The sequence below is a fragment of the Paenarthrobacter sp. RAF54_2 genome (assembly GCF_052113945.1).
In the GTDB taxonomy this organism is placed as follows: domain Bacteria; phylum Actinomycetota; class Actinomycetes; order Actinomycetales; family Micrococcaceae; genus Arthrobacter.
Genome location: NZ_JBFRDV010000029.1, coordinates 1 through 22,492, shown reverse-complemented (window position 1 = coordinate 22,492; position 22,492 = coordinate 1). Strand labels below are relative to the sequence as shown.

At 60.7% G+C, this 22,492-nt stretch carries 17 protein-coding genes; 9 read left to right on the top strand and 8 right to left on the bottom strand.

Features of this window, described 5'->3' with window-relative positions; all coding sequences use genetic code 11:
• Positions 1-8: 8 nt before the first annotated feature.
• From AB4Y87_RS22325 to AB4Y87_RS22315, 3 genes are all read right to left on the bottom strand, one after another.
• A complete protein-coding gene (locus tag AB4Y87_RS22325) occupies positions 9-683 on the bottom strand; it encodes a DUF6766 family protein (protein ID WP_442006442.1) in 675 nt (224 codons plus the stop codon).
• A 94-nt stretch (positions 684-777) separates the two neighbouring features.
• Complete coding sequence (locus AB4Y87_RS22320; RefSeq protein ID WP_442006441.1) at positions 778-1,173, bottom strand: hypothetical protein; 396 nt, start codon at positions 1,171-1,173, stop codon at positions 778-780.
• A 130-nt stretch (positions 1,174-1,303) separates the two neighbouring features.
• The gene (locus tag AB4Y87_RS22315) at positions 1,304-4,780 is read right to left on the bottom strand and encodes a putative Ig domain-containing protein (protein ID WP_442006440.1); all 3,477 of its coding nucleotides are present in this window, start codon (positions 4,778-4,780) and stop codon (positions 1,304-1,306) included.
• Between the two features lie 468 nt (positions 4,781-5,248).
• Between AB4Y87_RS22315 and AB4Y87_RS22310 the strand changes: the two genes are divergently transcribed.
• From AB4Y87_RS22310 to AB4Y87_RS22275, 8 genes are all read left to right on the top strand, one after another.
• Entirely contained in the window at positions 5,249-6,244 is a 996-nt protein-coding gene (locus AB4Y87_RS22310; protein ID WP_442006439.1) for an ABC transporter permease, read from the top strand.
• A complete protein-coding gene (locus tag AB4Y87_RS22305; RefSeq protein ID WP_442006438.1) occupies positions 6,241-7,227 on the top strand; it encodes a carbohydrate ABC transporter permease in 987 nt (328 codons plus the stop codon). The genes AB4Y87_RS22310 and AB4Y87_RS22305 overlap by 4 nt, the downstream gene beginning before the upstream one ends.
• A 104-nt stretch (positions 7,228-7,331) precedes the next feature.
• Positions 7,332-8,888 (top strand): DUF3502 domain-containing protein, encoded by a 1,557-nt coding sequence (locus AB4Y87_RS22300; protein ID WP_442006437.1) that lies wholly within the window; start codon positions 7,332-7,334, stop codon positions 8,886-8,888.
• 36 nt (positions 8,889-8,924) lie between these two features.
• Positions 8,925-10,754 carry an alpha/beta fold hydrolase gene (locus AB4Y87_RS22295; protein WP_442006436.1) on the top strand — a complete coding sequence of 610 codons (1,830 nt, stop codon included), beginning with the start codon at positions 8,925-8,927 and terminating at the stop codon, positions 10,752-10,754.
• A gap of 13 nt (positions 10,755-10,767) precedes the next feature.
• The gene (locus tag AB4Y87_RS22290; RefSeq protein WP_442006435.1) at positions 10,768-12,441 is read left to right on the top strand and encodes a family 43 glycosylhydrolase; all 1,674 of its coding nucleotides are present in this window, start codon (positions 10,768-10,770) and stop codon (positions 12,439-12,441) included.
• A 5-nt stretch (positions 12,442-12,446) separates the two neighbouring features.
• Positions 12,447-13,499, top strand: coding sequence for a LacI family DNA-binding transcriptional regulator (locus AB4Y87_RS22285; protein ID WP_442006434.1), 1,053 nt, complete (start codon positions 12,447-12,449; stop codon positions 13,497-13,499).
• Positions 13,500-13,541: 42 nt separating this feature from the next.
• Positions 13,542-15,740, top strand: a complete 2,199-nt coding sequence (locus AB4Y87_RS22280) for a glycoside hydrolase family 36 protein (RefSeq protein ID WP_442006433.1) — start codon at positions 13,542-13,544, stop codon at positions 15,738-15,740.
• 35 nt (positions 15,741-15,775) lie between these two features.
• Positions 15,776-16,693, top strand: a complete 918-nt coding sequence (locus AB4Y87_RS22275; RefSeq protein WP_442006432.1) for a family 43 glycosylhydrolase — start codon at positions 15,776-15,778, stop codon at positions 16,691-16,693.
• Here the strand turns inward: AB4Y87_RS22275 and AB4Y87_RS22270 are convergent.
• From AB4Y87_RS22270 to AB4Y87_RS22260, 3 genes are all read right to left on the bottom strand, one after another.
• A complete protein-coding gene (locus tag AB4Y87_RS22270) occupies positions 16,662-17,714 on the bottom strand; it encodes a LacI family DNA-binding transcriptional regulator (protein ID WP_442006431.1) in 1,053 nt (350 codons plus the stop codon). The genes AB4Y87_RS22275 and AB4Y87_RS22270 overlap by 32 nt on opposite strands.
• Positions 17,715-17,782: 68 nt before the next feature.
• Positions 17,783-18,595: a hydrolase gene (locus tag AB4Y87_RS22265; protein ID WP_442006430.1), complete on the bottom strand. Its 813-nt coding sequence runs from the start codon at positions 18,593-18,595 to the stop codon at positions 17,783-17,785.
• Positions 18,596-18,612: 17 nt separating this feature from the next.
• On the bottom strand, positions 18,613-19,032 hold the full coding sequence (locus AB4Y87_RS22260; protein WP_442006429.1) for a nuclear transport factor 2 family protein: 420 nt from the start codon (positions 19,030-19,032) through the stop codon (positions 18,613-18,615).
• A 299-nt stretch (positions 19,033-19,331) separates the two neighbouring features.
• Here AB4Y87_RS22260 and AB4Y87_RS22255 point away from each other — a divergent pair, with 299 nt between their 5' ends.
• Positions 19,332-20,225, top strand: coding sequence for a PaaX family transcriptional regulator (locus AB4Y87_RS22255; protein ID WP_442006428.1), 894 nt, complete (start codon positions 19,332-19,334; stop codon positions 20,223-20,225).
• Between the two features lie 79 nt (positions 20,226-20,304).
• Here the strand turns inward: AB4Y87_RS22255 and AB4Y87_RS22250 are convergent, their stop codons facing one another.
• Entirely contained in the window at positions 20,305-21,981 is a 1,677-nt protein-coding gene (locus AB4Y87_RS22250; protein ID WP_442006427.1) for a thiamine pyrophosphate-binding protein, read from the bottom strand.
• Positions 21,978-22,492: cyclase family protein (locus AB4Y87_RS22245; protein WP_442006426.1), on the bottom strand; the 515-nt coding region annotated here is incomplete at its 5' end. The genes AB4Y87_RS22245 and AB4Y87_RS22250, both read right to left, overlap by 4 nt.

Here is a 22,492-nt window from a genome sequence, read left to right as displayed (position 1 = left end):
CGGATTGGTCAGCCCGTGGTTCCGGTGTCATCATGAGCCGAGCCGACGGGTTTGGACTCCGGGGATCCGCGTTGGCGAAGGTAAATCGACAGGACCACCATGGATCCGACCGCAAGGAACTCCGACTGCCAGTTCTGCAGGGTACGGTTCCAAAAGTCAGGGGACACCAGGTATTCAGCCCATGACAGGGGCTCTTGGAAGTTGCGCAGTTGCTCTTCGTTGAAGGCGACGTGACCTGCGATGGACTGGACCAGCCACGACAGGATAAAAATCAATCCCATGGTTCCAGCAAGTGAGTTTGAGAAAACGGTGAGGCGCCAACCTTTGGCCTTGGCCCATGCGGGGGACTTGGCATTGGCATGCTCGCCAACGAGTTGTTCTTGGTCGGATTCCAGGCCGGGTTTGTCCAGCTCTTTTGATTCCGGCGAGCCCTTCTGAAGCAGCCAGATGGTGGCTGTGATGTAAAGGAGAAACTGCAGGTACTCCGACTGCCAGTTTTCTGACACGTCAACGGCGAAGCTGGAAGAAGTGATGTATTGGGTGAAACTGATTTCCTCAAGGCCGGCAGTGAGTTGACCTTCGTTGAAGACGGCCTGTCCAGTAATGGCTTGACCCGCCAAGGCCAGGATGAAGATCAGACCGAAAAATAGACTCAGTCCGTTGTTCCTCAAAGCTGTTCTCACGTCGCCCCCTATCCGTGAACCAGTCCAACGGCGGCCATGTAGGCAAGCCCGCCGAAGATGAGAATGAGATAGAGAGTAAAGACCACACGCATTGCTATCTGCCTCCTACTTCACAGGAATAGGGGGTTTCCTCCCTCGGCGTGCATCCGGCAGCAGTCACACGCCAACTTGAGCCGGAAACAGCCACGAAAACCGCATCCCCCTCGAACTCCACCAACGCTTCCCGGCCATAGGCTTCGGTTTTGACCACTTGGCCGGGGACTCGAAGATGTACGGACGCCAGGTGGGTCTGGCAGTCATCACCATTCTGCTCGTCTGACTTTTCCCGGACTGTTGGCTGGAGCAAATCGCATGCAGCAGCCCAGTTTGATGCATCCACGGCATGATGGAAATCCTCGGCGACCTTCGTTGCGCCGGCAGTGTCTATGGCGCAGCCTGTTGCAGTCAGAAGGAGAAGGGTGGCGGCAGTGGCGGGGAATATTCTGCGCATGGGGCCCAGCCTAAGAGACTGGGCCAGCCAACCGTAGCTTCGACATGCGCCCATGCGTTCCTCCCCGCCACCGACACTAAGCAACCTGATGATCTGGTATGGCTTCAGTGTAAACCAAGGGACTGCTTAGCTACTCGTGGTGAAGGAACTCCACTTCTGCCAGGTTGGTGTTGCCGCCGTGTTCGTCAAGCACCCTGACCTGGGCGTAGTCGGCCCGCTGGGGAAGGCTGAAGGCGTACCAGTCGGCCGCAGACATGCCAGTAATGGTCAGGAATGTCTGCCATGTGGCCCCGCCATCGTTGGACCCCTGGACAACAGTTCCATTTCCGCGGGCCACATAGCCGGTTCGCGGGTACACGCGGACGATGTCGGCGGTAATGCGTGTCGCGTCGGTGGGCTTTACCGTTACCCAGCCGTTCGCCGTCGTGGTGTCCGTGTACGTGGTGGTGTTGTGGTCGAACATCTTCCAGCCGTTCTCTTGTGTGGTGCCTGTTCCGGGCCATGCCCGGGTGGAGGCGTTCACCCAGCCTTGAACCACCGGAACCCGCTGTATTGCGGTGTTCCACAGGGCAAGCCGGCTGTTATCGGTGGTGGCTGTGAGTGTTGTCCCGGTCTTACCAGAGGCAGTCTGATAGTCCACGGTGAACTGCACGTCACGGCCATATCCGACGTCGTTGGGCAGCTCCGCGGTGGCCTTCCAGTTGATCCCGTCGGCAGATGTGGCGACGGCAGCTTGTCCCTCGACGAGGACCTTCAGTTCGGACAGTGGCTCATTTGCGACGGCGTTGAACGTGACCGTGTCCCCGTTGGTCGCCAGACTCTTGTCCGGGTTGGAGGTGGAGATGGACAGGGAGGAAACAGCCATTGCCATCTCGTGCCGTTCCCCGTGGATATGGAACTCGCCGAAGGAGGAGATGCCAGGGTATGCGGGATCAGTAGCAACGCCGGGGTGATCCACCTGGACTTTGAAGTAGCGGAACGTCTGCCCCACGGCGTCGGCGCGCACGGGGATGGTTTCCATCGCGAACCCACTGGCCGTTGTGTCGGTCGTTTCACGCTCGGTCAACAGGGTCCAGGTTCGTCCGTCACGGGAGCCGTAGACGTTTGCGCCTTGGGAACGATTGGCGAAGTTGTACCGGGCCTGAAGCCCGAACGAACTCGCTGAAACCTGGAAGCCCTGTCCGAAGTCGACGGTAAACGGCGCGCGCAGGTCTCCAGTGGTGGTGTCAAAGCTTCCGTCCAACAGGTTCCTGGGCTGAACGCTTGCCGGGTCAGTGGTGACGAGTCCGCGGTAGTCGATGGATCCGTCGCTCGCCAGCCGGGGTGTCAGGAGTTTGAGTGCCTTGACAGCATCCTGGAGACGAACGAGCTGATCGAGGAAGCCGGCGTCGTCGGCCGCGTCCAAGGCGGAGCGGACCTCGGCCCGAACCTTTTCAAAGGCCGAAAAGGACGGCGTTTCATAAACGGCATTCGGATCGAAACCCGCTAACGCGGTGTCGACGGCGGCCTGCCGGTTCGCTRCAATGATCACTTTTGCCGGACGCGTCGCCACGGAGATACCGTCATCTGCAGTGACCTGGAACGAGTATTCGCCGACCGCTGCGATGGGCGCAGCCCACGTAAGCTGGCCAGTTGCGGGATCCAGCCCGACACCCGACGGCAGCCCTACAGCGGAGTACTGGAGTGCATCGCCACCAGCATCGGTTGCAGCGAGCGAGTGTGAGAGTTCCGCTCCCGCCAGGCCGATGAGCGCTGTTGTGGTGTCCTGGGGAAACTGCGGGACAGTCAATTGTGTCTTGGCCTCGAGGTTCACATAGTCAAAGTCGACTTGTGTATCCTCCCGTGGGCTCATAACCGTGAAGTAGGCCAGGTTTTCGCCACCAAGGCTAACGCCCGTTAACTTCTCGGCGTCAACGTCATAGGTAACGTAACGCCACTGACCATGGGTATCAGGAAGAGGGACGGATAAGCGGTTTGCCGGGTCCTTACCGATGGCCAGGGTCGCCGGCCCGTTGGTTCGGAACTGGACACCCACGGGACTGTATCCGCTTCGGCCAACGTACATCAGGGTCCGCACTGCGATCGTGCGGCCTTTGCCTGTCGCGTTGACCTGAACATAGGTTCGTCCGTCTTCACTTAGGACCTTGAGCTTCTTACCGTCCGTTGCCGAGCTGCGCGTCTCCATCTGTACCTTGGCATCCGTGGCTACGGGGCGGGCCTGGCCGGCGACGGATGGCGGCAGGGACAGCCAGAACTCGGGGCTGTAGTCGGGGTTGCTTTCCCAGGAGTTGTAGGCGCCGACGCCCCAGAAGAACTTTGGTCCGTCCGCCTTGGCGTGCAGTTCGGCGACATAGGGCGCCTCACGTTCAACATCCACGCCGAGCTGGTACTTGTAGACGTTGTAGAGCTCGTCAACGGGGTTATAGATGCGGCCGCGGTATGCCTCCGAGAGTCGGCCCGGTCCGCCGGTGGTATCGATCCAGGGAGTGTCGTAGCCGAGCATGTAACCAGTGAAAGCGTTCGCGGCCATGAGCAGGCGGTTACCAAGGAATTTGTAGGGCGAGACTGCATTGGGTGCGTTGGAGACTGTGCCGGCAGACGGATCCACTTTCGTCCCCTGGATTGTCAGGAAGCGCGCGATTGCCCCTGTGGTGTTGATGCCGTCCCAGGCGTGGGCTTGGTCGCGGCCCATCTCCTGGTGCTGAACGAAGGAATAGCCATAGGGATTCAAGGGATCATCGGCCGATATGAGGGGGAACTGGGCTGCGATGGAACCGTTCTGCTCCGGACGGGACGTGGAAGCGTTGACCGTGTACCATTCGACGGCCTCGGAATAGCGGTCCCGGTTTCCGGTGAAGATGTATCCCGCGATGGAACCGACCAAGGGATAGGTGTGTTGATTCAGGTAGCGCCAGTTCGTGTGCAGGAAAGTTTCCGTCATCGGCACGATGAGATTGCTGCTGAGTTTGCTCGTGTCCTGGTCATGCCAGCCCAGGTCATAGGCCGTGTAGCCGTCCGGAACACTGGTGGATCGGAAAATTTCGGCTGCCGCGACAAGCCTGTACAGCGGGACGCCGGAGTGGATGTGCGCATCCGGATAGTAGACGTACTTCGAGGGGTCCATATTGCTCCACGTCCGGATAATCCGCATACCGTTTTCCCAGTACACCGGATCGCCGGTAATGACGTAGAGGGTGGCCTGCGTATAGGCCCCGAACGCGTCCCGGATGAGTTTGCTCTGTACCCCTTGGGAGTTGAAGGCAGTGGTGCCCGGCTGGTCAATGATGCTGCTGGAATTTGAGGAGCGGAAATCGCGCGCTGCGAATGGTGTCTCTGCCATGGCAGCGTAGTAGCTCTTCCACGGTTCCGTGCCCGCCTTAACCATGGAGCGGGCGTTGCGCAGGCTATCGGCGCTCACACCAATTCCAGGGTGGACGAAGCCACTCGCGTCCACGCTTTCGGTAATAGTCACCTCCTGCCCGGAATCCGCAATGGCCGGGGCCGCGCTGCCAAAGACGGGGATGCCTCCAGCCGGCGCAATGAGGGCGACGGCGGCGCCAAGCGCAAGCACGCGGGCCCACCGCCTTACAGTTTGAGGATGCTTCATCGGTCCTCCTGGATCGATAAGTAATGAGAGTGAGTGGTGCAGTTCTGGCGTGGACATTTCGCCTGCCGCCTGGGGTAGGCCCAGCGGACACGAAAGGGCCAGACGGGGGTATTCGCAGACGAGCCGAATTGCGTGTGGCTCGGGACATCGGGCGGATCGGAAAGGTCTTCACCACCGTTCCGGCGGCAGTCAGCCTGCCGCAACGGGTCGAATGTCGGCAAGCTTAGCTGGGGAGAGTCATTCAGGCAAACGTTTTCCTCAAGCCGCACTGATGGCATCCCGGAGATCCCCGAGTCGCCTTTACGCCGACTACGGGCAGCCTCTTGACAGCCCGTGATTCACGCCGCAGGATAGGGGATAACGTTTTCCTCGCTATCCCTTCCACCCTCCGCCAGTACGGAAACATGCCACGGTGGCATCGTCTCCCATCACTGTGAGTCCCACCTTCTAGAGTCAAGGGAGTGTGCCATGCAACAGCGCATGACCGCCCACAACGAGAACACCGCGGATTATGCGGTCTCTGTTCCTAAAGCACGCGCCAAGCTTTCACGAAAACACCGCAGCCGGGGTTCCGGTGTCCTGCTGCTTCTGGCGGCGCCGGGAATCGCCTGGTTCCTGATTTTTGCCTATGCACCCATGGCCGGCCTGATCGTCGCCTTCAAGAATTTCGATGTCAGCAAAGGCATTTTCAACAGCCCTTGGAGCGGACTGGATAACTTCAAATACTTCATCGAAAGCGGTGATGCTCCCGCCATTGTGCTGAACACTCTTGTCCTCAATGTTCTCTTCCTCGCGGCAACCTTGGGAGCTGGCCTCGCCCTGGCCATCATGCTCAACGAACTGCGCGCCCGGGTGTTCAAGAAGTTCATGCAGTCCGCGATCTTTTTCCCTTACTTCGTGTCCCCGATAGTGATCAGCATCATCCTTCAAGTCATACTTGCCGGCGCAGGCGGCCACGGGGGAGCGGTCAATGACGCGCTGGGACTGTTCAACCTTCCTCAGATCAGTTGGTACACAGAACCAGGTCCCTGGCCTTGGATCCTTACCATCGTGAAAGTCTGGCAGCTGGGCGGCTACATGTCGGTCATTTTCCTGGCAGCCATTACCTCCATCCCCGAGGACGTCTACGAGGCGGCAATGCTCGACGGCGCCACCCGGGCACGGATGGCATTGTCCATTACGATGCCACTTCTGAAGCCGACGGCCGCCATCTTGATCGTGCTTGGTGTGGGAAGGATCTTCTACGGCGACTTCGGCACGATCTTCGCCATCATCGGCGACAACGGCACCCTCTTCTCTACCACTGACGTCATTGACACGTACGTTTTCCGTTCCCTCAGGACCATCGGTGACTTCGGTACTACGGCTGCGATTGGCCTCTTCCAGTCCGTTGTTGGATTCATCCTCGTCACGGCGGCAGTGCTTATTCAGCGCCGCTACTCGAAAGAAAGCAGCATCCTGTGAGCACCTCCACATCACCGGCCGTGACAGCAGATGACAATCCTTCAGAGGCCAGCGTAAGCGCACCCAAAGGGCCGTTCTCCCGGGCAGCAAAACTGACCAAGGTTTCGCATGGCAAAGGACCCAAAAAGACCAGGCTTGAGCCCTTCACGGCAGTTAGTTATGTGGGTGTTACAGTCTTTGGCCTCTTTGCCCTGATCCCGTTGTGGATGATCGTTGCAGGCTCTTTGACGGAAGAGTCCACTCTTGCCCGCAGCGGCTACAGCTTTTTTCCCGAACCATTTTCGTTGGATGCGTACGTTGCCATTTTCAGCGGTACGGCCCTCTTCCAAGGCTATGCGGCCACGTTGTTCATCACTGTGGTGGGCACCGCGCTGTCCCTGTGTGCCACGGCGTCGTTGTCCTGGGTCATTGCCCGCCGGATGCCCCGGATCAGCCGGCCGCTGACGGTCTTCGCCTACCTTCCCATGCTCTTCTCAGGTGGTCTGGTGCCCCTGTATCTGCTGGTAACGCAGGTGCTGCAGCTCCAGAACAGCTGGTTCGCCGTCATTCTTCCGCACATGATGGCCCCATTCCTGGTCTTCGTAGCGGTCAGCTTTTTTCGTCAGCTCCCCGAAGAAATCCTTGATTCCGCGAAGGTAGATGGCGCGGGCGAACTCAGGGTCTTCTTTGAAATCGTCCTCCCCTTGTCGAAGCCCATCCTGGCTGTCATTGGCCTGTTCTATGCCGTGTCCTACTGGAACGAGTGGTTCACGGCCATGCTCTTCATCTCGGATCCCGAGAAATATCCGTTGCAGCTGATGCTGCAGAACCTCATCGCCAACGTCACCAACGCCGCGATGCTGCCCGGATCCGGCTCGGTGGCCCCTATTTACCAGCTCCGTCTGGCACTGACCGTGGTAACCATCGGTCCCATCCTCCTGGCGTATCCGTTCGCGCAGCGTTACTTCGTCAAAGGCCTCACGCTTGGCGCCACCAAAGGCTAGTCGCTCCGCAAACACCAGCTCTTCGTTCCAGTCTCCAGCCCCAAAACTCTTTAGCCCCACAAAGTGTCTGGCCCACGATGCCAGCGTACAAAGGAGTGCAGCACATGATCCCCAACTCATCAGTTTCCCGGCGCGGTTTCCTTGGTCTGGCCGGTGGACTTGGAGCAGCGGCAGCGCTTGCCGGCTGCGGTACATCAGGATCGTCCTCCACGGGCGGCGCCGTCACGGGCACGTCGGTGGCAGTCCTGCCCAGCACTGCTCCGGCCACGTGGAATGCTGTCCTGGCAAAGGTGAACAGCAAGCTCAAAAGTGATCTCGGCTTCGACTTGGACGCGCAGTTCATTAACTGGTCCAACTACCAGCAGCAGTCCCTGCTCAAGTTCACGGCGGGAGAGAAATTCGATTCTGCCCTGCAGGCGCTTTGGCTGAACATGGCGCAACTACAGCAGAGCGGGTCCCTGGCGGATCTCACCAATGAGGTGGCCAAATACAAGAACCTCAGTGCAACACTGCCCAAGAAACTGTTGGACTCAAACAGCTGGGACGGGAAGCTCTGGGGGATCCCGCAGGTCAACAGTGCAGCCCGCGTCCAACACTTCGTCATTCGTCAGGACATTGCCGACTCCGTTGGTTTCTCCACGATCGCAGACTTTGACCAGCTCGAGCAGTTCTTCTACGCCGTGAAGCAGAAAAACGATGGCACGGTTGCTTATGGAGCGGCTTCCAACAGTGGTTATCTTCACGCGCTCCCCGTTCCCACGGGAATGTTCAATGCCTCCTCATGGGAGAACCCGGACACGATCGCCCGCGCCTTCAGCGGAAAGGGTATGTTCTTCCTGCTCGCCAAGGACGCGGCCAAAACGGGGTCCTCAGCGCCCAAGGCCTTTTGGGACGACGAAGGCATCGTGGATACCCTGCACCGGATCCGCAAGTACTACAACGACGGAATCATCAACGCCGATGCGCTGAACACCGATGCAGCAACCCTGAAGAGCCAATGGATCGCCGGTAAGTACGCAGCTGGATGGGCCATGACCGATGGCACCGCGAGCAACTCACTCAGCACCCTGCAAAAGGCCGTTCCCAAGGCAGCGTTGGCCAATATCATGCCCCTCACAGGTGGCTTGTCCGCAAAACCCAACCAAACATTCCAGGCCGACAATCTCGTCGTGGTCAATTCCAAGGGCGGCAATCTGGACCGGACCATGCAGCTTCAGGACTGGCTCTCCATCAAGGAAAACCACGACCTCATCACGTATGGGATTGAAGGCACTGACTGGGAACCTGCAGACGGGAACAAATTCAAGCCCCTGAACGACTACGCGTTTCCGGGTTACGCGCTGTCCTGGCGGTCCAGCCTGGAGCGGAAATCGATGTCCATCAGTCCCACGGAAGAGAAGATCTTCGACTGGGCACAGAACTTCGACAACTTCACTCTTGACCCCTTTGCTTCCTTCATCCCGGACACCACACCCGTGAAACAGCAGGTGGCGGCGATGTCCAACGTCATCACGCAGTTCGCCAACCCACTCTTCTACGGTGTGGTGGATGTAGACGATCAATTGGACAAGCTGAAAAAAGCAGCCGACGGTGCCGGTGTCGCGAAATTGCAGGAAGAGATGGAAAAGCAAGCCAACGCCCATCTCAAAAAGCAAGCCTGACCCTGCCTGAATAACTGACAAAGAGAAAGGTTCCTGATGCTGTCATACCGGTTGGCGCTGCCCGAGTCACCGGCCACTGCCGTCGTCATCGCCATCCACGGCCTGATGGAGTCTGCAGAGTGCCTCGAAGCTGCCCGTCCGCACTGGATTTCCCGGCAATGGGCAGTCCTGACAATGGATCTTCGCGGGCATGGCAGTTCGCCCCGCTGGTCAGAACAAGAGCTTCGGGAACACCCTGGGGATGTCATGGTCAGGGATGTCCTGGACCTCCTCGAGTTGGAGGAACTGCAGGACGTGGCACAGCTCCCGGCTCTTTACTATGGGCACTCTGCCGGCGGTGGCGTTGCAGCCGCCGTTGCCGCCAGCGCGTTGAAAAGGCCACCTGCCGATTTTCGCCCGGCGGGTGTCCTCCTCGAGGATCCATTCTGGCGGCTACCAGTGACGACGCTGCAGGACCGTGATGTTGCAGAAGCCGCCTACGCTCACCTCGTTGACGTTCAATCCCGCACGCCGGAAGAACGTGTGCAGATGAGGAGACGCGAGTGGCCCAACTGGAGCGAGGCCGAGATTCAGCGCAGTTGCAAGGCGCAGGAGGATTGCGACACAAACCTGGTGCGCAACGGCAACGTCATTCCAAGCACGCCATGGCCGGAGTTGCTGGCGTCATTCACGGCATCCGACGTTCCTACGCTGATTATCACTGGCACCGTCAGAACCGGGATCACGCCGCGGCACCAGCAGATCGCCCGAACCGCAGGCGCCGCGATTGAGGTATTCGACGGCGCGTCCCACTTCATCCGGCGCGATATGGAATACAGATTCATGGACACCGCAACCAACTTTTTCACGAAATCCCTGGAGGGGAAGGGCAAGCAACGGGCAAAGCCCGTCGCCATGGCAGTCATGGCACCGCCTGAACTCTTCTCCAAGCTTTTCTCGAATGCCGCGATGAGCACGTTGGACCGGTTGGTGGACCTTCCCGGACCGGTTTTCAAAGACTTCTCGACGCCGGGCGCCCAGGCAGCACTTGCCGACGTCGAAGTCCTCATTACCGGCTGGGGATGCCCGAAAATCGATGGGGACGTCCTTTCCGCAGCCCCCAAGCTGCGTGCCATCATCCATGCCGGTGGGGTCATCGCGGGAAACATAGGGCCGATTCCCGCAGGCAGGAAAATTGTGGGTTCCAATGCTGGTGAGGCGAATGGACGTCCCGTCGCCGAGTACACGCTGGCCATGATCCTGCTCGCCAACAAACAAGCTTTCGAAAGCGCCCGCATGTATGGGGAACGCCGTGGGCCGATAGACCGTGAACAGGAATTTCCCCGGGCGGGAAACTACGAGAAAACCGTGGGTCTGGTGGGAGCTTCCCGCATCGGCCGCCAGGTTGCCAAGCTGCTGCGGCCGTTCGATCTCGACGTAGTTATTCATGACCCCTATCTGGACGAGGCAGAAGCAGCCGCCTTGGGCGTGACGTTGCTGCCATTGCAGGAACTGATGACCCGGAGCGACATTGTCTCCCTGCATGTTCCCGTCACGCCGGAAACCACAGCGATGATCGGGGCGTCCGAACTGGCGTCAATGAAGGATGGCGCCACGCTCATTAATACGGCGAGAGGCGAGGTCCTGGACCAGGCAGCCCTCGAAAAAGAGCTGGCCAGCGGACGGATCAACGCGATCCTCGATGTGGCAGTGCCAGACGTGCTGCCCCCGGAACATCCTTTTTACGAGCTGCCCAACGTCATGCTCACGCCGCACATCGCTGGTTCCATGGGCACCGAACTGCTCCGCATGGGGGACCACGTGGTGRCCGAAATGGAACGGTACGTCAAGGGCCAGCCGTTCGCCTACCCCGAAGAGCTTTCCTAGCATGGAGAAATTAGTGACCCCCATTAGCAACCCTGTCCTGCCAGGGTTCTCGCCAGATCCGTCCCTTATCCGTGTAGGTGAGTGGTTCTACCTGGCCAACAGCTCCTTCGAGTGGTACCCAATTGTCCCGATCCACCGCTCCCGGGACCTGAAAACCTGGGAGTTTGCCGGCTCGTTCAGCGGCCCGGACGCGGTTCTGGAACTCAGGGGACTGGGGGATTCGGCAGGTGTCTGGGCGCCCTCGTTGAGTTGGTCTGATGGCCTTTTTTGGCTGGTCTTTACCGTGGTCCGGAGTTTCGGGGGACCACACAAAGACATGGACACCTACATCACACGTGCGGCCGACGTCGCCGGTCCTTGGTCAGCCCCTGCCCGTGTGACCACCACGGGTTTTGATCCATCCATCTTTCATCACGAGGGCCGCCACTGGCTATTGAACATGGAATGGGACCACAGGCCAACCGGGCGCGGAGGTTTCGCCGGCATCAACCTCCAGGAGCTGAACGCAACCGGGACAGCGACCATTGGCGAGCCTCGCATCATTCATCGTCGTGCCGAGCTCATCGAGGGACCCAATCTCTACTTCTTCAAGGACCGCTTCTACCTCATGCTCGCCGAGGGCGGAACGGGTCAGAACCATGGCATCGCCATGATGCGTTCCGGTTCTCTTTTCGGCCCTTATGAACCGGATCCGCACGGTCCGGTGCTGACCTCCCGCGACGATCCCACCCACATGCTGCAAAAGGCCGGGCACGGTGAAATCGCCGTCGCTGAGGATGGGACCCTTTTCCTGGCACATTTGGCTAGCCGGTGGGCTGAAAAGGACGGCAAGCATTATTCCATTCTCGGACGCGAGACGTGCATTCAGCGGATGCGGTTTACTGACGACGGCTGGTTGCGCCAGAATCAGGATGGCTGGCATCCGTCGCTGACGGTGGAAGGTCCAAAACCAACGTTCGACGGCGCCGCTCCGGTTTCGACGTCGATGCCGGCCGCTCGGGCTGCTGATACCAGCACCGTTGGCGGGTTCGCCACAGAAGCGGTGACCAATGATGGCCACCTGACTCTGGGTTGGCCCTGGAGTTCCCTGAGGCATCCCGTCTCATCACAGTGGGCCAGCCTTTCGGAACGGCCTGGATGGCTTCGCCTCAAGGGCCGATACAGCACGGACTCGGTCCTGGAGCAGTCACTGGTGGCGCGCCGCTTGACCAGCGGCAGCCTGAGGGCGGGGGTGACCGTTGAAGCGCAACCAACCAATTTCACTCAAAGCGCCGGACTCATTTTCTACTACAACACCTCAAGTTACTTCTACCTCAGGACGACCGTACGGGAAGCCGGGGGAGAACTGCTTGATGGCGACGCACCAACTGAGCAGATTCTCGAAGTGTTCGAGAAAGACCCGTATAAGGGCCTGCATTCCTTCGGGTCCGTTATGGTGGAATCGAGCTTTCCCCTCCGTTTGGAAGCCACTCTTGACGGCGGACGTTTGCAATTCTTCTGGTCCGACCTGGGTAAACCGCTGCAACGGATTGGGCCCGAACTCAATGCCCTCCAATTGTCCGATGATCATGGGGACACATTGCGGTTCACTGGGGCCTTCGTCGGCGTCGCCGCACAGGACCTGCGCGACCAGAGCTTTACTGCCGACTTCACGGACTTTCAGTTCCAGCCACTGGCAGGGCAGTAAGGCCCATGAGCGAGAGCCCTAAGAAGCAGACCCCCACGCATCAGAAACCTCCCGTCCTCGGGGATGTCGCGAAGGCTGCCGGCGTTTCCGTTCCAACGGTTTCCCGTGTCTTGACGAGCAGCAAGTACGTTGCCCCCAGCCTCCGGACCCGGGTACTGAAAGCAGTCAATGACCTCGGCTATCGTCCCAACGTGGCCGCTCGAGCCACAAGGTCCGGAAAGCGTTCCATGGTGGCGGTTCTGACGGGCGCTACGTCCAATTATGGATACGCCCAAACCATTGAAGGCATTGAGAGAGCTGCACGCCAAGCGGGCATGTCAATCATCATCGCGGTCGTGGAATCCGATGCCGAAGAAGCAGTCAACGCCGCAATCGACCTCGTCCTCTCCCAACCCGTGGCCGGCGTAGTGATCCTCGAATTCGATCGCCCCGGACTTGCTGCCGTCCAGGCTTTTCCGCGCTCCATTCCCATGGTGGTGGCCGGCGGAGGAACACCCCGTTCCACCAGAACCACCAGCGCTCTGCTCGATGAACATGGTGCCGGGAAGGATGCTACCGACCACCTTCTTTCGCTGGGGCATCGGACAGTGCACCACATAGCAGTTCCCACCATGGGCAAGCAGTCCGGCCGAACAGAGGGTTGGAAGGCAGCTTTGACAGCAGCGGGGATTCCTCTTCCCCGCATTCTGCACGCTACCTGGGAGCCTTCCAGCGGCTACAGCGTGGGCCGGAAACTCGCCGCCCAAAGTGATGTTACGGCTGTGTTCTGCGGGAATGATGACGTGGCGATTGGCGTCATCAAGGCATTCGTGGAATCCGGCAGGCGCATTCCCGAGGATGTTTCCGTGGTGGGCTTTGACGACCAGCCGCATGTGGCCATGTGGCGCCCAGCTCTAACCACCATCCGGCAGGACTTCCAGGACCTCGGTTCCCGCGCGTTCGGGCTGCTGGAAAAGGCTTTGGACGGCAATCCCAAGCCGCCGACTGCTTCCACCGTTAAACCAAAACTTATCATCCGCGGCTCCACTGCTGCCGTCGGATCCATCTTCAGCGACTGACAAAAGGAGAGCTTTACCCATGAACACTTCCTGGAGGGCACCGTGACCCTCACGCACGCCAGTTCAGAGCTTGAGAGCAAGCCGCCAACCGCGGGTGTTCCCCAAGGAGGGGATGTCCTGGCGTGGGGTAATGATTGCCTGACCTTGCACATTCTCCATGGTGAGCATATGGCTCCGAGGCTGCTTGCCATCGGGCACGTTCAGCTTTCACTGCCGGACCTGGAGGGGTTGCGTCGGTCCGCGTTGCCCATTGTGGAGATTGCACTGGCTGGTGACGGTCGGCATGGCACCGCGGGCAAGCGGCACGTCGACGGCGCTGCTGCCCAACGTTTGCGACTCATCGAAGTGCGTGAATCTGAGACCGGCGGCATCGCCCGGCTGTGCCTGCTTGCCCGCGATCCGGAGACCGGCCTTGAGGCAACTGTCTATTATGAGCTGGCGCCGGGGTCCTCGGTCCTGCGAAGCTGGACTGAGCTACGGGCCGGGGCATCCGCCGTCGGGCTTGAATATGTGTCTTCCCTGGTTCTTTCGGGGCTGGGCCGCTCCCGGGACTGGGAGGAGGGCATGGGTCTATGGCAGGCAGCGAACCCGTGGTCCGGCGAATTTCGTTGGCGGCGTGCCAGTCTTGCCGAGCGGGGCCTGTACAACGTGGGCATGGTGGAATACGAGCAAGTCGGTTCCAAGAACCGGATCGCTTTGACGTCCACCGGTGCATGGTCCACGGCAGAACACCTTCCCATGGGAATCCTGGAAGATCTTGCCACGGGGGCGATGCTGGCGTGGCAGGTAGAGCACAACGGAGCCTGGCACTACGAATTGGGGGACCGGTACAACGACCTCTACCTCGCAGTTTCCGGTCCGACGGCCGCTGAACACCAGTGGGCGCTGACGCTCCAACCGGGCGAAGCTTTCACCACTGTTCCGGCGGCGGTGGCTGTGGTGCCCGCCGGCGGTATTGATGCTGTCACGGCGGAACTTACTGCCTACCGTCGCCGGATTCGCAGGCCTCACACCGACAATGTTGAGCTTCCCGTTATTTACAACGACTTTCTCAACGGCCTCATGTCGGATCCCACAACCGCAAAGGAGCGTCCGCTGATTGCAGCAGCATCAGCACTTGGCGTTGAAGTCTTCTGCATCGACGCCGGCTGGTACGACGACGAAAACGGCGGCTGGTGGGATTCGGTAGGGGAGTGGGAGCCCTCCGTGACCCGCTTCCCCGACGGCGGTCTGGCCGGCCTGATTGCAGAAATCCGGGCCGCCGGCATGAAACCGGGGTTGTGGCTGGAGCCTGAAGTTGTGGGTGCGCGAAGTCGAATCGCTGAGCAGTTGCCTGCCGAGGCCTTCTTCGTGCGCCGTGGCCGACGGGTCAAGGAATGGGGACGCTACCAGCTGGACTTGCGGCACCCTGCTGCGAGGTCACATCTGGACGGGGTAGTCGACCGGTTGATGGCTGACTTCGATCTTGCGTATCTCAAACTGGACTACAACGTCGATATCGGCGCAGGCACAGACCTGAACGGTGCCACTGGTGCAGGTCTCCTGGAGCACAACCGTGCCTATCTGGAGTGCGTGTCCGCTGTGATGGATCGGCACCCCGGACTGACTGTTGAAGGTTGCGCGGCCGGTGGATCCCGAACCGACGGTGCGTCCGGTGCCGTCTTCCCCATCCAATCGCTGACGGATCAGCAGGACTTCGTCAAGACGCCGCCCATCTCAGCTGCCGCACCGCTTGCCATCACCCCCGAACAGTCCGGTGTTTGGGCCTCCGTGGATGGATCAATGGGTGATGAGCAACTGGCGTTCTCGATCGCCAGCGCGCTCCTCTCCCGCGTACACCTCGGGGGCCGGATCGATACCCTCAGCCCCGGGCAGTTGGGCGTGATCCGTGCGGGCCTTGATGCCTATAAGGCCCTGCGCGCCGATATTTCATCCAGCGTGCCAACCTTCCCCTTGGGACTGCCGGGCTGGCGGGACAAGTGGATCGCGCAGGGCGCGCGGCTTGGAGAACGGACGCTTGCCGTCGTTGTTCACAGGCGGGGAGGTGAAGAGCAGCAATCAATTGACCTGCCTGCCTGGCTTGGAGAGCACCCCAGCGTAACCGTGGCGTATCCGCCCTGGGGCGCGGCAGACGCCGTCGTAATTCCGGCGGTGGCCGGTGCGACGACGGCCGGTGCGGCGACGCTCAACGTCACGCTCGTCGAAGAAAACAGCGCACGACTGATCCTCCTGCATGCCTAAGAACACGTCCATTAACTCCAGAGTCAGGTGTAGATATGAGCCCTTACCAACAGACGGCGGCCACCGTCCGAACAGCCACAGCAGTGACCGACCAGCACGGTGACGTCGCCCAACTCCATGGAGTGGGTGTGCTGTTCCACGAGGGCCGATACTACGCATGGGGTGAAGAAAAAAGTGCAGGAGCACTCTTTACTTCCGTCGAGTGCTACTCAACCGAGAACTTCGCCGTATGGCGCCACGAGGGGACTTCCCTTCGCAGAGAAGGCGCCGGCGATCTGGGTCCACAAAGGATCGTTGAGAGGCCGAAGGTGCTTTTTAATTCCGCCACAGGGTACTTCGTGATGTTCCTGCATATCGACTCACCCGACTACGCCGAAGCCAGGCTTGGTTATGCCCGATCAACCTCACTCATAGGCCCCTATGAGTACCTGGGGAGCTCCCGTCCGCTGGGCAATTCAAGCCGCGATATTGGGGTGTACCAGGAGCCCTCCGGCCTCGGTGTGCTGATGTCTGAAGACCGGGAAAACGGGTTGCATCTGTACCGCCTGGCCCCGGACTATCTGAGTGTTGAGTCGGTTCTTTCCACCACCCTGAGAAATGATGGAAGCCATGGTTACGAATCGCCTGGTTTGGTGCGCGTTGGTGATTTGTATTATCTGTTTGGATCAGACTTGACCGGCTGGAACACGAACGACAACAAATTCGCAACAGCCGCTTCCCTTGAGGGGCCATGGTCTGAATGGCATGATTTCGCTCCGCCCGGCAGCCGAACGTTTGATTCCCAGGTCAGCGCCGTAGTCCCTGTCCTCGGATCCAGCAGTGTTTCCCACATCTACATCGGCGACCGCTGGAACCAGCACGACCTCTATAACTCCCTCCCCATCATCCTTCCCATGAGCATCGGAGGCGGGCACGCCAGTCTTAGCTGGCGGGACGAGTGGTGGTTGGACTGACGGCGGCAGTTGACTCCCGGATAACGAGCTCGGGTTTGACGGCGGAGGAACCAGGCACCTCGCCAGTGGCAACCGTCGCGGCAAGAAGTGCAAAAGCCCTAGCTCCCAGGTCCCGGAAATCCTGCCGCACGGTGGTCAAGGCGGGCCGCCACATAGCCACGTGCGGCTGGTCGTCGAAACCAACCACAGACACGTCCTCCGGGACGCGCTTACCGCTGTCGAGGAGGGCACTGATCACGCCAATGGCGACATCGTCATTGCCGCAGAAAACCGCAGTGACGTCGTCTCTGGCTGCAAGCTCTTTCCCCACGCGGTAACCGCTGGCCGGTTCCCAGGTTGCGTGCAACACCGGCGGGACCGGGGCACCCGCAGCGGTCAGGGCTGCCCGCCAGCCTTCGGTGCGGCCCGAGTGCTTTCCCATCGTCGGAACTGAAACGTGATGGACGGTCTGGTGCCCGAGCGACAGCAGGTGGTTGGTTGCGTCCCTCCCGGAACCGCGCTCATCCAGAAGCGCCGCCGGAGTTTTTCCCGTGCGCCTGCTTCCCCCTCCGGCCGAGACCAAGGGGACAGATTTCGGGAACGCTTTCACTGCAGCCAGGCCCGGCCGGTCGAACTCAAGGATGATGACGCCAGCCACGGGCTGGGAAAGGACGAGGTCGATGGCCGCGTTGAYGGCGTCGTCGTCGTCGGACTCAATCACTGAAATGATCACTGAGAGGCCCGCGGCCCGAGCCGCCTTCTCGATGCCCTCGATGGTCTTGGCATAACCGTAATTCGAGGTCGCTCCAGTCAACACGGCGACCATGGATCGTTTCCCGGATCTGGTTGCCCGGGCAGCGCCGTTGGGCCTGTAGCCGAGCTCGGCGACCGCTGTCATTACCCGTTCGCGGAGTTCCGGTGCAACATACTTGCTGCTGGTCAGAACACGCGAAACCGTGGGAACGGACACCCCCGCTGCCTTGGCGACGTCGCTCAGCACGGGAATCTTCTGCTTCAAGGGGTAGTCCGGAATCTTGGTCACAGTCCCCAGAGTAGTGCCAATCCTGCGTCTCCGGGCGAGACTCTCGGTTCAGTGGGTAATCGTTATCTTCACGTCAGGTCGTCGAAGTCTCCTCGCGCCCAGGCTGCATGCCGTTGGGCCGAATCGTGTAGAACGGCTTTGGCTCCGGAGGCGATGATGTTGTTGAAGTTGCCGTAGATCCTGTCGAACGTGAGTTCTTCCAGCTGCGCGGCGACCCGCAAGGCTACCGCTCCCGATAGCGGCAGATGATTCGGGTAGCTGCGCATGAAGGCGATGGATCGGCGGTCTGGATTAGGAAAGACGCTGTCGCCGGTCAGCAGGACTCCTTTGCCGCCCGCTCCTGCAGTCCAGTGCGCCACTGCGCTGCCGGGAAAGTGGCCTCCGGTCTGGTGCAGTGTCAACCCTTCGGTGATGGTCCTGCTGCCGGTCCAGTAGGAGATGGCTGGATCATTGCGGCCAACCCATCGCCGGTCGGCGTCCGCCACAAGCACGGGCACGTCGCCAAGCAGGCGTGACCATTCCACCTGTACCCCGAACATGTGGGGATGACTGGCTGCGATCGCCACAACGGGGCCTCGCTCAAGGACTGCTTTCACAGTGATGTCATCAACGAATCCAACGGGATCCCACAGCAGCGAACCCTCTGGTGTCACGACAAGCTGGGTAGTTTGGCCGATCCCGACTTTCGGCGCGGTTCTGATGCCGATAAGTCCGGGCTCGTTCTCCTCCAGCAGTAACTGCTGGCCGGCCTGCGCCAACTCGTCGAGCGAAAGCCACTTTTGCCCGTCCTCGGGCACGTACTGCCGCTCGTCGGTGCAGATCGGGCAGAGTTCGGGCGCCGGCTCGTCGCGTTCGACGGCGCAGGTTGCGCAGATCAGCATAGGTTCCCCTTCCCGGCTTAGGACCCGGCCGGATCCGGCCGGCGCCCGGATAGATTTTCAACGGCTTGCTCGATCCCCACTGCCTCCGCTTCGACGTCCTCCATATACAGCCTGCCGGACGTGATCAGGCCGTCGTTTACTTCGAAGAGTGTGACCCCACGGGCTTGGAAGGGTTGCCCGTCGGTACGATTACCGGTCCATGACCATTCTGTCCATGTGGTGTTTCCGTCGTCGACTGAGCGGATCGATTCTGTCCGAAAGTCAGGTATTCCAGCGAACATGGCAGCCCAGTTCGCGTGCATCTGACCCCTGCCTGTGAAAGTCCGGCCAGGGTGGGCAGGCTGCTCGCTGTGGTAGTTCTCGTGGAACAGAGCTGCCATCCCCTCGGGATCGTGCGCGTTCATCGCCAGCAAGAGCCTGTCTATGACTTCACTCAACCTTGGTTTCCTTCCGCTTTCTGATTGCCACCTTCAGCCTGCTTCTGGACGCGCGGGATGAGATGCCCAGCCTGGCGCCAATTTACGCGCAATCAGCCCTCCACTCCAGTCCCTGTATCTCGGACCATGCGCGCACTGCTCGATGAAGAGTTCCGCTCGGTTTTCGAAGGGTCGACGCCGGTCGCTACACCGTGGGCGGGCCTCTACTTCATCTAGCCCGCCACCAAAACCCGGCACGCCAATCGGGGCTGTAGCCTAAGACCCTAAGTCCATCCCTGAACCAATAGAGGTAGCGCTGAATGGCCAAGGCCGACGCCGCGCCGGACGTTGCCCCGACGCCGCGCCACCAACACTTGATCGTCACTGTCTATGGCTTGTATGCCCGGCATCAGGACGGAACGTTTGCGATCGCGGACCTCGTACAACTCCTGGGAGACCTGGGAGTTGAATCAGCCGGAGTACGTTCGTCCGTGTCGCGGTTGAAGAAACGCGGAGTCCTGGTCAGTGTCAAACGCGGGAATTCTGCGGCATACAAGCTATCGCCGGAACTCGAGGACGTTTTCAATGCCGGTGACGAACGGATTTTCGCTCCCCGCCGTGCGGACAAAGACGACGCATGGCTCCTCGCCTCTTTCTCGGTCCCCGAGACACAGAGGCACTTGCGGCACAAACTCCGGAGCATCCTGACCCGAATTGGCTGTGGACAGGTGTCACCGGGGTTGTGGATCGCACCCGGAAATCTTGCGTCCGACGTCGAACACCAGCTGCGGCGGGCCGCGCTCATGGAGTACGTGGAGCTCTTCAAGGCAACCCACCTGACCGGCGGCCACCTGGAGGAGAAGGTGGGCCAATGGTGGGATCTGCCGTCATTGGAGGCCCTGTACACGGACTTCATTGCACGGCATCAGCCCGTACTCCGTCGCTGGGAGAAGCACGAAGAGAAGGCTGGGGCGGCCGAACCGCTGAAGCAGGCCTTTATGGATTACGTTCCCCTGGTAACCCAGTGGCGGAGGCTTCCCTATATGGACCCCGGGCTCCCGGAAGAATACCTGCCTGAAAATTGGCATGGACTGGCCGCGCAGGAGCTCTTCACCAAGCTGCACGAGCTATTGGGTCCCAAGGCCCATGATTATGCGCTGTCCGTCGTCGGATCACCTGCAGAACCAGATGCGGTAGCAGTCGCATCCCTTTAAGAACTGTGTGAAAGTACGCAACGGCGGAAAAGGTTGGGGCAGCATTGCGCCCCAACCTTTTCCAACGCCCCACCCAGGATCAGTGTCCTTGGAAGGCCTCCGCCAGCCACCAGGAGCCACCATCCGAGGCGATCTTGGCATCGATCACCAAGGGCCGGTCCTGTCCGCCATCGCGGAACGCGGCAACCCATTCCCGTACTGGTTGAAGGTCCTCCAGCGTCCGGACGGTCACGCCGTCGGCTCCGTATCCCCGGGCGATCGCGGCAATATCCGTCTCGGGGAAGGACACGCTGCCCAATTCCTCTTGCGGGTGGTGCTCCGCGAAGTGGTGGACCTCAGCGCCGTACGCGGCATCGTTGTAGACGATGCAGACCAGCGGCAACTTAAGCCGGACGGCGGTCTCCAGTTCGCTGATGCCCATCAGGAACCCACCGTCGCCGGCGCCCAGGACCGGCAACCGCTGTGGTTGCGCTATGGCCGCACCGATTGCCGTGTAGAGGCCAAGGCCAATGGCCTGGAATGCCTGGGTAAAACAGAACCCGAATTCGTCCGGCACCGCCAAGTACTGGCTGGGGTAGCCCATGAAGTTGCCCGAATCCACTGCGACAATCCGGTCGGCGGGAAGGATGGTATCCAGTTCCCGGCTGATCACCCGTGGATCGATCGACGTCGCAGTGCCAAGGTCCGGAGTCTCCACGTCCCGCCACCGTGCACTTTGTTTGATGGCCAGGGCGTTCTGCTCGGTGCGGTACTTTTCCGCCGCTGCGGGCTGGATGGTCCTGAGTTCGTCCAGGGCGTCCTCGGCGGTGAGGGCGGAATCACCCAGCACGCCCAGGCTGATCTGCCTGTTGGCGCCCAATGAGGAATCTTCGACGTCGATCTGGACTACTTTTGTTCCGGCCGAGATCAGCCGGCCGTGACGCATGGTCCACATATTCAGGGTGCAACCCCACCCGATAATCAGGTCCGCTGAGGTGATGAGTTCCGCGGTCAGGGGAGAGGAGAACCCGCCGGAGATGCCCAAGCTGTGGGAATCGCCGTTGAACAGTCCGTTGGCTACAGCCGAGGTCGCCACGAGCGCCCCCGCATGCCGGGCCAGGGCCAGGATGGAATCCCGGGCGCCCCTGCCGCCGCGGCCCGCTACAAACACGGGACGTTTCGCACTCGAGATCAGCTCCACCAACTGGTTCACTGCGCTCGTATCCGGACGAAGCCGCGCCGGTACAGGCACGACGACGGTACTCACCGTGTCCGCGGCGGTTCCGCTTTGGACATCCAAGGGCAAGCTCAGGACCACGGTCCTGCGTTCGTTCACCGCTGTTCGGAACGCCCGGACGGTATCCGCTACAGCCGTTTCGGGGGAGTGGATCCGTTCCGCCACGGCACCGACGCTGCGCGCCAGTGCATCCTGGTCGATCTTGAAGTTGGACCGGATCGCCGCCGCCTGCGTATCGGCAGTCAGCACAATCATCGGTGTGCGGCTCTTGGCAGCTTCTCCGACGCCGGTGATCGCGTTGGTCAGCCCACATCCTTGGTGCGTGGTCACCACACCCACCTTGCCCGACATCCTGGAGTAGGCATCGGCCATGGTGGCAGCGCCGCCCTCATGGCGGGCAGCAGTGTACGGAATTCCGGCGGTCATGAGCGTGCTGGTGACATCGAAGTTGCCGCTACCCACCACCCCGAAGACGTGACCGACTCCCAGCTTTGCCAGCGTCCGGCCCACCAGCGTAGAGACCCTTACCTGCTCGCTCATGCGCCCGGCTCCGATGCTGTGCTTGCGGGGCTCTCAACCAGCGCATAAACGCGGCTGGGGCTGCCGGTCCCGCCAACGATAGGCAGGGGTGCAACCACCAGCGTCGCGCCGGTGACCGGGAGGCGATCAACGTTCCGCAGCGACGTCACACCATATTTGTCAGCGCCGAGCAGGAACGAATGGACGGGGAACATTGGGTCCAGCGTCGCGGCTTGGCCGGCGTCAATGCCGACCGTTTCCACGCCGAAGCCGCTGATGGAGGCATTTCCGGCAAGCCATTTGGCTCCAGCCGCAGAGACCCCCGGAGTGTGGGGGCCGGCGTCGTCAGCGTTCATGAAGTCCACAGCGTTACCGCCGCGGGCGGACCAGCCGGTGCGGAAGATGACCCAGCAGTTTTCCGGGAAGGGGCCATGCTCCTGCTGCCACTGCTCGAAGTGTTCGGGCTCCAGCAGGAAGTCGGGGTCCTGGGCGGCTTCGGCGCTCTTGTCAATCACCACGGCCGGCCCCACCA